This window comes from Bradyrhizobium zhanjiangense (assembly GCF_004114935.1).
Classification (GTDB): Bacteria; Pseudomonadota; Alphaproteobacteria; order Rhizobiales; family Xanthobacteraceae; genus Bradyrhizobium; species Bradyrhizobium zhanjiangense.
In genome coordinates, this window is sequence record NZ_CP022221.1 from 2,740,089 (window position 1) to 2,754,230 (window position 14,142).

The 14,142-nt window shown below is 59.4% G+C and carries 9 protein-coding genes; 6 read left to right on the plus strand and 3 right to left on the minus strand.

Features of this window, described 5'->3' with window-relative positions:
* Position 1: 1 nt before the first annotated feature.
* Entirely contained in the window at positions 2-736 is a 735-nt protein-coding gene (locus XH85_RS12840) for a hypothetical protein (protein ID WP_128932104.1), read from the minus strand.
* Between the two features lie 274 nt (positions 737-1,010).
* Between XH85_RS12840 and XH85_RS12845 the strand changes: the two genes are divergently transcribed.
* From XH85_RS12845 to XH85_RS12855, 3 genes are read left to right on the plus strand one after another with little or no spacing between them, the layout of a single operon-like run.
* Positions 1,011-2,897 (plus strand): S8 family serine peptidase, encoded by a 1,887-nt coding sequence (locus XH85_RS12845; RefSeq protein ID WP_245474240.1) that lies wholly within the window; start codon positions 1,011-1,013, stop codon positions 2,895-2,897.
* A gap of 16 nt (positions 2,898-2,913) precedes the next feature.
* Entirely contained in the window at positions 2,914-4,653 is a 1,740-nt protein-coding gene (locus XH85_RS12850) for a S1 family peptidase (RefSeq protein WP_128932106.1), read from the plus strand.
* Between the two features lie 23 nt (positions 4,654-4,676).
* Positions 4,677-6,749 (plus strand): tetratricopeptide repeat protein, encoded by a 2,073-nt coding sequence (locus XH85_RS12855; protein ID WP_128932107.1) that lies wholly within the window; start codon positions 4,677-4,679, stop codon positions 6,747-6,749.
* 575 nt (positions 6,750-7,324) lie between these two features.
* Here the strand turns inward: XH85_RS12855 and XH85_RS47945 are convergent.
* A complete protein-coding gene (locus XH85_RS47945; RefSeq protein ID WP_128932108.1) occupies positions 7,325-7,669 on the minus strand; it encodes a type II toxin-antitoxin system YafQ family toxin in 345 nt (114 codons plus the stop codon).
* A gap of 12 nt (positions 7,670-7,681) precedes the next feature.
* Complete coding sequence (locus XH85_RS12865; protein WP_128932109.1) at positions 7,682-7,948, minus strand: type II toxin-antitoxin system RelB/DinJ family antitoxin; 267 nt, start codon at positions 7,946-7,948, stop codon at positions 7,682-7,684.
* Between the two features lie 604 nt (positions 7,949-8,552).
* Here XH85_RS12865 and XH85_RS12875 point away from each other — a divergent pair.
* From XH85_RS12875 to XH85_RS12885, 3 genes are read left to right on the plus strand one after another with little or no spacing between them, the layout of a single operon-like run.
* Entirely contained in the window at positions 8,553-10,079 is a 1,527-nt protein-coding gene (locus tag XH85_RS12875) for a Wadjet anti-phage system protein JetA family protein (RefSeq protein ID WP_245474054.1), read from the plus strand.
* On the plus strand, positions 10,072-10,710 hold the full coding sequence (locus XH85_RS12880) for a DUF4194 domain-containing protein (RefSeq protein WP_128932111.1): 639 nt from the start codon (positions 10,072-10,074) through the stop codon (positions 10,708-10,710). Before XH85_RS12875 ends, XH85_RS12880 begins: the two co-directional genes overlap by 8 nt.
* Positions 10,707-14,141: an SbcC/MukB-like Walker B domain-containing protein gene (locus XH85_RS12885; RefSeq protein ID WP_128932112.1), complete on the plus strand. Its 3,435-nt coding sequence runs from the start codon at positions 10,707-10,709 to the stop codon at positions 14,139-14,141. Before XH85_RS12880 ends, XH85_RS12885 begins: the two co-directional genes overlap by 4 nt.
* Position 14,142 lies beyond the last annotated feature (1 nt).

The window sequence follows — 14,142 nt, forward strand, 5'->3', positions numbered from 1 at the left end:
CCTACTTTGCCAAGTTCTGAAATGCTGCAAGTACGTCTGCCTTGAGATTGAGTGGCTGAATTCCACGCCAGTTGTCGTTGCGGCGCGCTAAGATGGCGGTTTCACAGTTGTACGAAACCAGCCACCAAGCTTCAGTGCCGAGGGCGGTAAACTTGAAAGCAATGCTCGGAGCGAAAGGGCATGATTTGACCGGGCCGGTTGTGGGATCCGCGGAAGCAATGAGGTTACGCAATTGTTCGGTCGCGGCGGCATCGAGCTCGCGGATCATAACCAATCTCGAATGATCGATCGAACGTTCCGGGCCAAGGTCGGCTGCATCTGGTAGCGCGTATACGACGGCCCCGGTTGCTGCCTTGACGACTACGGCAAGTTCTTTGTCTCGGGTGGGCAACGTGGTCGCTTGGGCTGAATCGGCATCTTCACACCGCACTGCTACGCCGGCGACATCGGCTCCCTGATAGGGTACTGCGGACAAGACACGGATAGAGTGCAGCATGTTCGCCCCTTGCGCCCGAGCTAGCAGCGCCAGCTCGCCTATGATTTCACCGAGCGAGGCACTCTGCTCAAAGGGCGCAACCCTGGTACGGATTTCACGATTGAAATTGCTGACCTCGCATTTAGGATCCGGGCCCAAATACACGTTTACGCCGTAGACCTTGATAGATTCGTTCGCGATCGACATCGTTGCGACAGGCGTAAAAAACTGACTGGTCGCAACGCTCGCTGCGACAAGCATCCACCGGCAGAAACTCGCGTAAACTAGCCCTCTACGTGAAACCTTCATTGCACTTTCGCCACGGAAGACGCCGCACGAAGCTGACGATTAGGGCAAATCGGCCAGAGTATAGGGCGAACGTTTATGGTTGCACTATAGCCGGATACTCGCATTATATGAAGCATCAATTCAAGCGCGGCCATCGCTAACTGTCAGATTCTGGAAACAGCGGAGGAGTGATTGCGGCCGGGCGCTTCAGTTGAGAAACGCATTGCTATTTCAGGACCGGCAAGTGATGAAAGCCCTCTTCATCTTCCTCCTTCTTTTGGGAGCCTTGACGACCGACTGTCGGGCAGAGGAGAGCGCCGACAAAAAGCTCTCTGCAGCGGTTCGAGCCGAACTCCGCCAGCTGACAAGTAGCACATCCTCGAAATCGCCGGAACCCGATCCAGCACCAGCTTCCGCCGCTTCTCGCGAACGCACCTATCTTGTCACCCTCCAGTCCTCATCCGACATCGAGGCCGTGACCCACGACTTGGCACCACTGGTTTCGAAGGTGACACGTCACGCCATCAGCGTCTTGTCGATCGAGACGAAGCAACAATTGCCGCTGCTCACAGCATTAATCGACCACCAGAAGGTCCGGTTTGTCGAGGAATCTACAGAGAGGATCAACGAGCCAATTGTCACGTCGTCTGTAGTTCCCTTCAACTACAATGCGAACCTTACCCACAATGTATTAGCGCTTCGCAAGCTCTACGACCTGTCTGGCGAGGGCGTGACGGTTGGACTCTGGGACGAAGGTCCAGTGCTTTCATCGCATGCCGAATTCACTGGACGAGTGGAGGTGCGCGACGCAGGAGAACCGAATGCCCACGCGACCCACGTCGCCGGCACGATCGCTGCCGCAGGCGTAGCAGAGGACCAGCAGGCCGGCGGCATGGCTCCCAAGGTCCACGTTCTATCTTACGATTACAACAATGACTTGAACGAGATTGAAAGCGTGCTCGGCGGAATAGCGCCACCTCAGATTACCAATCATTCCTATACGTCTCGCCGTGGCTGGTCTCCCGCCGGCAATTGGTTATGGTGTGGTGCCCCTGCCGTCAGCGAGACCGAAGATTATCTCTTCGGGAAATACTCGACCGACTCCGCTGCCATCGACGATATTGCACTTCGCCATCCCAATACGACCATCTTTGTCGCGGCGGGAAATCAACGCAGCGAAACTCTCGACCCCCATGCATCTGCCGGATGGGATGGGCGACATTGGGTGCCGCAGCTGCACGACTATTCCAACGCAAAGCGGCCGTCCAACGCCCAGCATGACGGATACGACACGTTGGAAGGCTTCGGTCTGGCCAAGAACGTCATCACGGTGGGCGCCATGGAGGACGTGTTGCTCGGCGTCAATACGTTGACGGCAGAGAGCGTTCGCGTGACAAAGTTCAGCAGTTGGGGGCCTGCCGACGACGGCCGGATCAAGCCTGATCTGATCGCGAACGGCGCCCAGCTTAACTCCCCTACAGTGCAATGGCTGGTCACAGGATTCGACAATCACGCCTACCAACAAATGAGCGGAACCTCTCAGGCCACGCCGGCGGCTTCAGGCATCGGTGCACTGCTCGTCGAGCTGAGCAAAAAGCGGCGTAACAAGCCGCTGCGATCAGACGAACTGAAGACCGCATTGATACATACCGCCGTTTCGCCTTTTGAGGGACCGACCTACCAGATCGGCTGGGGAGCCATCGACGCCGAGGCAGCCGGCAAGCTCGTGGCAGGCGATTCGGGAAAATTGTTAACGGTCTCACTCGTCAACCAGCAACCCCTGCGGCTCAAGGGGAAGGCATCCGGTGAGAGGATCCGGGTGACAGTGGCCTGGATCGATCCGGCCGGCAAACCGAATGCAGCCGGCCTCAACGACCGCCAGCCCGCGCGAGTGATGGACATCAAACTATTTCTAGCTGATAATCGGGGCGCTCCACATTACCCTTGGTCGTTGGACCCGAACAATCCGACTGCCGGCGCGAAACGAACCGGATGGAACGAACGGGACAACGTGCAGCGCGTCGATGTGGAAGGCCCGGTTTCGGGCGATTGGACAGTCGAGCTTGTCGGCTCCGGACTAGACGGCCAACCGACGATCGCATTGGCGATTTCTGGACTGATATTGGACGAGTAAATTAGGCTTAGGCGAAATGACCTTTTTCGGTCGATTACGAAGTGAGAGCCCGCGGCATTACCGGTGTCGATGGAGCATCGCCCGAGGCCGCCGCGCAGGCGCAATTTTCCGTTTTTCGCTCTTCGTCATTGCGATGGCGCGGGCCTTCCTCTACTGCGCCGTGGCGAAAGCCGATATCCTGGATGATACAACCTTGAAGGCGATCCGCGGTCCCGTGGTCGTTCGGATCGAGAACGCGCAGGGCGCCGTAAAGGGATTTGGTGTCGTAATCAACCCCCAAGGCCATGTGCTTACCGCTGCGCATGTCATCGAGGGGCTGCCCGCCGACGCTGTACGTGGGCGTCTTGGACCATGGGACCAGAGTGAATCCGTTCCGTTGACTTTGATCGACAAGAATGCGGACAAGAGAGTCGATCTCGCGCTGTTGCAGGTCAAAGGGCCACTCGGCGGTGTGGCACCGGAAAACATCCCCGAGCTTGTCACGAGCTTCAGCCCGACCACCGATGTTCTGAGGGTGCTGACGGACTCTATTGGACTTGAGAAGACGCTCGTTTGCCTCGATGCCCGCATCTCTGCGGGTAAGGAGGATGTTCTGGAGGTGAAGGCGGCAATCAACGCGGGCGTTAGCGGCTCCCCTTTATTCGACCGTTCCGGAAACCTCATAGGAATCGTCGTGCAAGGCATTGCGAATCAACAAACGGGCTACATACGCCCAGCCGCCACCATCAAAGAATGGCTCAATGGCAAGGAAGTCAAATTCACAGAAGTTCCACCCGCCCCGGTCAGGATCGATGTCTTTTTTTCTCGTCAGACCTTAGCGCCAGAGGCGAATAATAGACTCTCCGATATAATCGTCCCACTCACGCAGGCCATCAACAAAGACGTTAGAGGCAAGCTGAATCCAGCACCGCAGGTGTTCGACGACAGCAAGGCAAGGGAAAAATGGGGCGACGTAGGAGAAGCGCTCTTCAAGGATCAGTCGTTACCTGCCCAGCAAAAGGAGCAGAAGGTAAAGGAGCTCCTGAAAGATCCAGAATATTTGGCGTGGCTTCGAAAGCTGAACTTCAGCCGGCTATATCTGTTGATCATCCGCGTGGAACTGGACGGAAATTACTTCACGTTGAAGCCGGCGCTGCTTATGATCACTCAACACGGTCAGCGCGTTGACGTCCAATATTTTGTAGATCCCAAAGCCCGATACAAAACCTATCCGCCGCGAGACCTCAGCCCCAACGAGTCTTTTCCGGCCCTGCAGGATTCGCTTGCCGTAGAGCTAATGCACACCATCATCCGCAAGGAACCAAGCCTTGCCAAGAATAATCAGGTGCTCGCCGATTGCATAAAATTTCCAGGCCTCGACTTCACCAAGTACGATTGGTTTTACGGAGCTCCCGATAGCCTTGCAGCCCAGCTGCAAATCACGTTCGAAGAGAAGCCGGACGAAGGTCGGGTCAACTTCATGTCCGCTAACGAGAAGATCTGCAGAGAGGCTCAGTCGCGGAAAGTCGATCGCTTCGCTTGGCCCGATCATCTCGCCGAGTATGTTATCGGTGTTTCGATCGGTGCAAATTCCGTCAATTGGCAGGCTGGTCATCCGTGGGATGAACAGGATGATTTTCTCAGGGAAGCCGTCGACAGGGCTGGGGCGAATCCAGAAGCCAGGGACGGGTTTGGACAGATCGCGAAAGCGTTGGCGACCGCAATAAATGGTGAGTGGAGTAAACTTCGAAGCGGCGCGAAGCGAGGGGCAAAGTAGCTGCGCGAGATACAGAGGAAAACATGATCTTGTTTCGAAGCCTTGCTGTAGCCGTCGCCCTGCCAATTCTTTTCGTGCTGGAAGCTTCCGACGCCTCCGCACAATCGAAGAATCCAGCCGGCGCCTCCATTTCCAAACTTGTTGTCATCGAGGATCCCCTCATCCTTGATTCACGTCTCTCCGACAAAGGCGTCACGCCTCAGACGGTCGCCGAGGTGTTGAGGTTTATACTATCGGCAAACCCCGATACGGTCGCAACGATCGGCCGCGCCCCTCCGCAAGCTGCGCCAAGCACGTTATTTCTTGCGAGCAAGATAGATCGCCTCGGAGAAGCAACGGTGTGGACGGGCTTCGCCCGCACATCGACATCGAGTCCTCTGCGACTTGGTCCGGTGGCGATCCTGTACGAGAACGGTTTACGGTTTGGTTCGCTGAATGAGATTTCCGAGCTCGTCCGCGCTCAGTTCACGAACTCGCTGAGCGACGGCACCTCGGCCGGCTTGTCGCTCGGCTGTGTAAAGAGCACGGGTCAACTGGGGCCTCGGCTCCAGCAGGATATTTTCTATAGATTCCAGTCTCGCCTTGTAACCGTTCCGGGAGTGCATTGGCAGGACCTTGCGTCTGACTTCTGCTCGGATGAGGCGCAGGAGCAGTTCCAAAACCAATGGCGCATCGATGGACGTATCGCAGCGGACGAGGCCGGGATCTCGATTGAACCGCAGTTATCAAGACTGGCGCTACGCATTCCGCTGGTAGCTTATCGCGGCACATCAAGCACATTCCGTGACGATCAGGGCGAATATTATGATTTGCTCACGCGCGGTGTCAGCGCCATTATCAACCAGTATCCTGCAGATATCGTCGAGATCGCATCTAGCTCCAGGGACGCCGGGATAGAGGTGCAGTCCGAGCAGGGCCTGAGATTCTTGGGAGGGAATGTCCCCCATCTTGCCTTGCGATTTCTGCAGCGCGCCGCGACCGGCAATCCCAATCTTAATTATGAGCTAGGCACAGCATTTCAGAGCCTGACCGCCCCCCGGCAGGCCGAAAGAGCCTTTAGAATGGCTATCGCGGGCAATCCCGCGCACGGCCTCGCGCATCGGGACCTTGGGGAGATTCTCTTCAAACAAGAAAAGTATGAGGAGGCTGCCAAGGAGTTTGAGCGCGCCGGCACTACCTCCGGAGCAGCAGAAACATACGCCCAACTCCTGTATTCCCAGGGCCGTCGCGCAGAGGCCCGGGAGAAGGCGGTCTCAGCACTCAAGCGAGGCGAACGATCAACGGACCTTCAGTTGCTGCTCGCTCGGCTCGATATTGGTGAGAACAAGCTGACAGATGCCGTCGAGCGTCTTTCGACGCAATTGGCGGAGAGCCATGATGGTGATGGTGATCGTGATCGCATCGTCAAGCTACTCAAAGAAGCTGCAGCCACCGCGTTGACGAGGGGCGATCTTCCCACCTCTGAAAAAGCACTCGATGCGCTCATCGAGAGAGCGCCAGATCCTGAGGTCTATCTTGTCCGCGGTCGCGTCGCATTAGCGAAGTCCAAGAACAATAGCTTTGGCAGCACAAAAGAAGCCGTTCTGCTCTTTACCAAGGCGCTCGAGACGAAGAAGGACAAGAATATCGAAAATCCGGAGCTCGATCTCGTCGTCCTTGAACTCGCGGAGGCCCTGTTTTTGGACGGCCAGTACGTTCAGGCCGCTGCGAAAGCTGCCAGCTTTTTCTCAACTGAATACTCGAGAGGACAGGAGGAGCCGAGACCGGACAGCAAAGCAACAACATATCGCTACATACCGGTAGCCGCTCTCCTCCAGCTGTCAGGCCAACAAGTTACCAGGTCAAGCCCCGTCGAGAACGCCCTCGAGGCGTTGCAGCGTTCGCTCGGCAAATCGCCCAAGAAACCGGAGCTTATCGTATGGGTTACAGGCCCAAACGGTCGGGAGCCCGTTACAGTCGCGCAATGGTCTTTCGCGACGTTGAGGCTCTACGTTTGCACGCAACTTGGCAGCAAAAAGCGGGACGAAGTCGCGCAGCTGATAGATCGCTTCGAAGAGGAGACAGGCTTGGAGAAAACGTCCTGTCCGACGCGCTAGTCAGCAGCCGGAGCCGCCACCGCAAGTCGAGTTTCCGGCGTTAGCTGGGACGCTTGCCGCAGAAACCGCCGCCGCGGCCAGGAATAAAGCCGTGATCGTCAAATAGATCGTCTTCATAGCTAAATCCTCGGAAAGCTTTCGTCACTTTAGACCTTGCGTTGTTAACAGGCAATAAGCACTCGCTCGGGAAGAAGCACGCGCCTACGTCCATGTGTGATTCATATCACTCAAAACGTCGGTGTTGTTAACAAGCTGTAAATCCGAGTGCTCGCCCGAAAATGCCGAAAGTCTTGAGTCTGCAAACCTGCTAGGTCTGGAACCTTGAAGTTCGCTGACGTCGCAGTCTTACCGGGCGGCGCTCGTGTCGACCCTGCTCATATCGCCGACCCACACGCCTGCAAGGACAGCGAGACTACGCCTGGAAGAGCGGCTTGGAACAATCTGACATGACGATGCTCGGCTCACTTCGTCAGGACGGCCTTCGCGCCCCCTTCAGGGTCTCGCCGATCCTCTCGGAATCGTCGCCAAGAAAGCGGACCGACGCGAGACCCTCCAATTTCTCATATTCCTCCGGCTCAGGCTCGGTCTTGGCCTCGCTGCCCGCAGGACGCGTCCCGGCTGAGTTCGTGCCGTCGAAGGACTGAACGGGAACATCGCTTCGCGGCACGCCGCAGTCCTGGACGACGCATTCGCAGTCTCGCTTTGCTGTTTTTATAGATGAGACACCAATCGCCTTGCACGTGGCAGCCGCGATAGCTCTCCCAAGGCCCCTTTAACGGGTGGTCATCGTCAATCGGCAAGAGAGGAGTTCCGGACCGGAGCTTGTTCACAATGGCGACAAGCTTGTCGATCCGGTAACCCCGGCTCTTAATCCGCTTAAGATCTTTCTTGTATTGGGTTGTGAGTCGGAGGGGCTTCATCCCCTCCTAGTATCACTTTTCGCTGAGGATATCCTCAAACAGGTCCTCAGTTGTCCCCTGAACAACTTCGCCGCCGCCCGACTCTGCTTCCTGTAGGGCCGCTAGTGTTACCGCGTTAGGAACGCAGACATCAAAGGGAAGTCCTTTCCGAAAGACGACCTGACGATAGAACATACCAATGGCGTCAGTAGCAGTTAGCCCAATGGCGGCGAATACTTTCTCCGCCTTCGCCTTAATCGCGGGTTCAATCCGAGCGTTGATTGTTGCTGTCTTTGCCATATGTCCACCTGTCCAGGTGGTGCGATCCATAGCGATGGTTATTGCTATGGTCGCACATTCTCCGATGTGAGTTCAATGTAATCACGAACGCAGTACGCGCGCAATAAGTTCGTATGGAACAACGAAAATTTAGTTAACGAAATTATGTGATCTTGAACAAAGACTTAGCTCAAACGCAGGGGGGCTGAACGGGCCGATTCGGCCATTTAGCGGGTTGGGTGTGTAAGACGAGCCACACGTCTAATCGGGTTTGCCGCCCTCGATTACGCGGAAGTTCAGGGTCACTCGAACCGGCCGATTCGGCTCCAAAGGCAGCACTGCATCAATCAAATCCCCAATCGTCCAGACGCGGTCCGCGATGCCCAGCGCGGTCCGCAACGCCTCATGGACGCGGCAGAGGTTGTAGTGGGACACACGTACAGGCTGAGCGCCGCAGCGTGGTTGGTGAGCTTCTTAGCGTCAAATACGGAACGATTGAGCTGGAAAGCAATACCAGAACATACTAAGAACAGATCTTCCGGTTGTATTTTTAAGACCCACCTTCGGCACATCATGCGTTTAGCGTCGCCATCTCAGCATGAAGTCGGGCCTAGGAGCCGCGTCATTGACCTTGTTCCGCCATTTGCATGACGACGCCTTTTTGGCATTTTCGCGCGATCACAAGCACCTGTACGCAGCGTGTCTGCTCGATCTACACGAACGCTTCTTTTCAGGCGCGCCGTCGTTCCCGACGCCGCAGCAGGTGGTCCACGCCATCTACGACGTCATGCGCGCCAACCCCGTCCTCTGGAACGAGGGCGATGATTTCGGCAGCCTGCCGGAAATGATCTCCGCGGGACGCCGCCGGATCCGGAAGGCCGACGTCGCGCTCGCTTCCGAGAAGGGAGACAAGGCGCTCGGTCTTGCCCGACAACTGTACGCCCGGCTGCTCGCCTGGGGATGGCTTGAAGAGGAGGAATACGGGCTTCGCGTCACCGTGGACATGGCTATGGGACCGCTGCTCGTGATCCAGCGGCTCGCGAGCCTCAACAAGGATCTCTCGCAGCGATTCGGCGGCTTGATCGTGCAAATCCGCCTCAACCTGGAGGCCGTCGAAAAACTGAGGCCCGAGATCACCGACCGCAAGCAGCGCGAAGCCGCGCTCGCCGTCCGCGAGGCGCGCAATCAGGCCGACCAGTTCACTAAGAGCCTGCGGGCCATTCTGGCCGACCTGAAGCGCGTCCGACGGACCGTCATGGAGTCGAAAACAGTCGCTACCCGGCTGGAAGCCTTTTTCGAGGAGTTCGTCGAACAGCTCCTGCTGAAGGATTTCGAGTCCATTCTCACCGTCAACCATCCGTACCGCTTCCGCGACGCCATCGTCGATCTCGCGCGGAGGATCTCCTACACTCCGGAGACCATGCAGGTCCTTGCCGAGGAGTACACAGCTTCCAGCATGGCAGCCGACATCGAAGACGGTCGAATGGCCGCGGCCGACGACTTGCTGGCCATCGAAAGCATCTTCGATCAGATCGGAGAGATGTTCGATAGGATCGAGGCCTTCCGCAGGCAGCTCGAAGCCCGGGTCCGCAACACCATTAAGTACGCCGAGCGGGGCGGGCAGGGACTAGTCGGCCGGGCCGGCGACCTGGTGCGGCGCCTGGATGCCCTTCTGCGGGACGGCAGACACCACAGGGCGACAATCGAATGGAGCATCGAGCCGCTGCGGTCCCCCTGGTCGGAGCACCATCAGGCGCCGACCAGGCAGCCGCGCCGTCCCGTCGAAGCAAGGGAGCTCGCCGAGCCGCCCTCGGACCCGCTGTACGAACTGCGGAAGAAGCTCCGCCTCGAGTACATCGCTCGCATCGCGCCCCGCCCCGAGGATGTCAGACGATTTCTCGAGGGCCAGGTACCGCCCTTCGCGACCAGGGAAGCCCGCTTCATGGAAATCGATACCGTGGACGACTTTCTCGCCTTCGATTGCGCCCGCCGGTATGCGTTGACGGGCGAGGTTCCGGCGCAGGTCGCGGCCGGGTTCGAACTCGAACCGTGCCCCGACACGCCACCACACGACAGCGAATGGCTTCGGTGTGCGAACTTCGTTGTCAGGCGATCGGGCGCGCTCCCGAAGGCGAGGGCGGCTCATGCTTAGTGAATTCGAAAACGTCGAGCGCTCCTTCGGCGCGGAAAAGGCAGCCGACCTCCGCAAGGCGCTGCACTTCCTGCTACGTCGACAGTTCGTGTTCGCGGGAGACCCCCGGACCGGGACAGTCTACAACACGATCATGGATGGCCGCTTCCGCGACGTGGTCGACGGCTTCTTCGATAGTTGCGGATACCGCGTCCATCGCGATCCGGAGGCGCAGTGGGCCGGCATCGTCGCGATGGACGAGGACGTGCCGCTGCCCCGGATGAAGCTCGACGAAACCATCGTCATGCTGGTGCTGGCTGCATACTGGCAGCAGGAGGTGAACGTCGGAGCAGTCGAAGACCGGGCCGTCGTAGTGGCCACTTTGAACGACCTGTTCGATCGCTACCGCGAGATGGCGCAACACGGCGGCGGAGGCGCGATCTCGCCCGCCCGCTTCCGGGACATCCTGCGCGAGGCCGCCCAACGCAGTTTGGTCGAGATCGGTGATTTTGACGACGAGCAGCAGGACTGCGAGATCAGGATCCGTCCGATGATCAAGCTGATCAGTGGCGGCGATGCCCTCCAACGGCTTGAGCGCTACGTCCGTAGCGAGGAGGCGCGGTTTCCGCAGCCCGCAGGAGACGAGGCATGATGGAGCTACGCCACCTGACGATGGTGAACTGGCACCTGTTCGACGTCGCCGACATCGACGTGACAGGACACGTCGGGGTCCTGGGCGAGAACCGGTCCGGCAAATCCACAATCCTCGACATGGCACAGGTCGTTCTCACCGGCGGGAGCCGGCGGTTCTTGCGCCTGAATGCGGTCGCCGGCGATAGCGGAAAATCGCGCAGCGGCTCGAAGCGCAGCGTCGTCGATTACTGCCTCGGGACGCTCGGCGAAGATCAGCGCCGGCGCGACGAGGCGCGCACCTACATCGCGCTCGGTTTCGAAGACACGGAAGGCGCCCGGCCACCGGTCACGATCGGCATGGCGCTGGAGGCGCGCAAGTCCGACAGCAGGGAGACCGTGCTGGCACTGTTCGTCGCCGTCGGGACCGTCCTGAGCTCCAAGGACTTCATCGAGCAGCGCGGAAAGTCACAATTCCCGGCGCCGTGGGAGGACGTGCGCGCCCGGATCGTCGCGGCGGTCGGCGAAGGCAACTTCGTCAATCATCGCGACCGGGCGAGCGACTACGTCCGTGAGTACATGCGCCATCTTCTGCCGCATTCGCCCTATGGCGAGCAGAACGCCAGCGCCCTGCAGAAATCAATCGTCAACGCGATGACGCTCGACCACAACCAGACGGCGACGCAGTTCGTGCGGAACTACATCCTCGAGGACAGTCCGATCGGCATCAAGGAGCTGCGCGAGTCGATCCAGACATACCGGAACATCAGCGAAACCATCCGGAAAATGCGCCTCAGGCTCGAAGCCCTGAGGGCGCTTCGAGTCGTCCTCGCCGCGCTTGAAGAAGCGCTCGAGACCAAGTTCAGGGAGGAGTGGATCGCAAAACGCGCGACTTGGCTCGCGGCGCGCGCGACAAACCTGGACTTCAAGACCAAGCGGCGTACCGAGATGGCGCGCCGGGACGCGGCAGCAAAAGAACTCGAATTCATCGACGACGACGTCAAGGCCATCGATAACGAGATCGAACGCCTCACGGCCGCGATCGCCGAGCACGATGCCAAGACCGGCAGAAAGTCCCTACAGCAGACCGCCGATGTGGCCGGGCAGGCGGCGCACCGCGCCTCGGCGGACTTCAAGGCTCGATTGGAGGACATCCGTCGCCTGGAGCCGCTACGCGCGATGTGCGCGGACGGTTTCGAGGACTTCGTTCCTGCGCTTGAGCGTCTTCTGACCGCCACTGCCGGGGCCGATATCGGGGGCGTCTCCGACGAGCTCTCCGCGGCCGAGAAGTCCTTCGCGGCAAGCGGCGCCAAATGGCTGCCGAAGATCGACGAAGCACGTCAAACGATCATCGCGGAGCTTTCCGGGCTCCGCGGCCGGCGCGACGAGGTGCTCGAACGGATCCGACAGCACGCCGCCGGAGGGGCGCGCGCCTATCTTGGCGACGACACTGAACTCCTCTGCCGCAGGCTGCGGCAGAGGGGAATGGTCCCGCGCGTGCTCTGCGACATCATCGAAGTCGCCGAACCTGAGTGGGTGGGAGCCGCCGAGGCGCTCCTCGGCCGCGATCGGGAAGCCGTGTTCGTGGACAGAGCTGATATCAGTGCCGCCACGTCAATTTTCAAGGAAGGTCGCCGCGAGTTTCGCCACGCATCGCTCGTGAGCCTAAACAAGCTCGAGCAGTTCAGGGCCAAGCCGGAGCGCGGCACTTTCCCCTCGATCTTCCGGAGCCAGGATCCGGACGCGATGGCCTTCATCATGCGCCGCTACGGGACGGTCCGCCTCGCGGACACGCTCGACCAGTTCAACAGGCCCGGCCGGGCTATCACGAAGGACGGCCTCTACGACGACGGACTCGTAAGGACCCATCGCTGGATCGAAGCCTCGCAGCACAAGATTGGAAAGGCGGCCCAGGCGAACGCCCTGCGCTCCCTGCAGGATCAGGCCGAGGAACTGGGTCGGATTCTGACCGACAAGGGGAAGGAGGCCCATGCCGCGGAGCAGGCTTTTGCCGCTCTGAAGAACATCTGCGAGGGACGTAATGACCTGAGGGCTTGCGCGGCCGCCTTCGCGGCCGCGCAGACTGAGGTCGCTGAAGCTCAGGCCAGGCTCGATGCTCTCGACGGCGCGGGGGACGGCGGGCTTCGCGACAAAAAGAGGGCACAGCAGAAGCTGAAGGAGAAGAGGCTGGAGGAGAGAAAGACACAGCAGAAGGCGTTCGGCGAGCATGACGGTGAGGTCAGATCGGCGGAGAGGAGGCTCGGAGAGGGCGAAAACGTGCCCGGCTCCGAGCTCAACCTGCGGGTCGCCCGCTCGATCTATCGCAAGACCTTCCCGCTCTACTCCACCGCGAAAGGCAGGGCCGTCTACCGCGACCGCCTCGATGCCGCAGCCCAAAAGGGCTCCGCGGAGAAACACCGGGCCATCGCCGAGAAGGCCTTGAAGGATGCGAACGCGTCCGACAACGAGCGCGCCCGGATCGAGCGACGGGTCCGCGAGCTTCTTTACGATTACTTCGACCAGTTCGGGATGAGCTCGCAAGTCGGCGCGGAGAGCGAGCCGCTGCGGGAAGTGAAGCCATGGATGGAACAGCTCATCTCGGATATCGAATCCAATGAGCTGCGCCAGTACGAAAGGCAGGCGCGGGAAGCGGCGGAGAAGGCGTCCACCCTGCTGCGCGGCGAGTTCATCAACGCGCTCACGGCCCGGATCGGAAAGATGGAGCGGGAGCTGCAATCGTTGAACCGTAGCCTCTACGCACATCCCTTCCATAACGAGCGATATTCATTCCATCGCACCCAGATGGTGGAATTCCAGCCGATCCTGAAGATCATCGAGATCGCCAAAACCTCTCCGGAGGCGCTCGATATGCTGTTCCGGGGCGACGTGCCCGATGACTTCCCGCACAAGGATACGATCGTCGCACTCGAGGCGCTGCTCGAGGATCCCGACAAGGATTTCACCCAGTTCGAGGACTACCGCAACTTCTACACCTTCGAGATCCACATGGAGGATGTCGCCACCGGCCGCTCGACCCGCTGGGAGCAGCGGCGCGGCACCGGGTCTGGCGCCGAACAGCAGGTGCCTATCTACGTTGCCATCGGCGCTTCGCTGGCCGCGGTCTACGGTAGCGCGGAGCGTCGTGCTGGCAAGCCCGCCGGTTTCGCGCTCGCCATGTTCGATGAGGCCTTTTCCAAGATGGACGGCAAGAACCAGCGGCAGATGATGAGCTTTTACAAAAACCTCGGCCTGCAGTTCGTGATCGCGGCGCCGTTCGAGAAGCGCGTCGCCGTGCTCGAGCACATGGACACCATCGTGGAGGTGGACCGGATCGGCGAGCAGTCCAGGGCTACCGTGGTGGAACTGAAAGAGAAGGCCAAGCGCGAGCTGATGGCCATCGATCCGGACCTGATGTCCGAAGATGAGCTCGCTACCCGTCTGGCCGCCGAGTAGC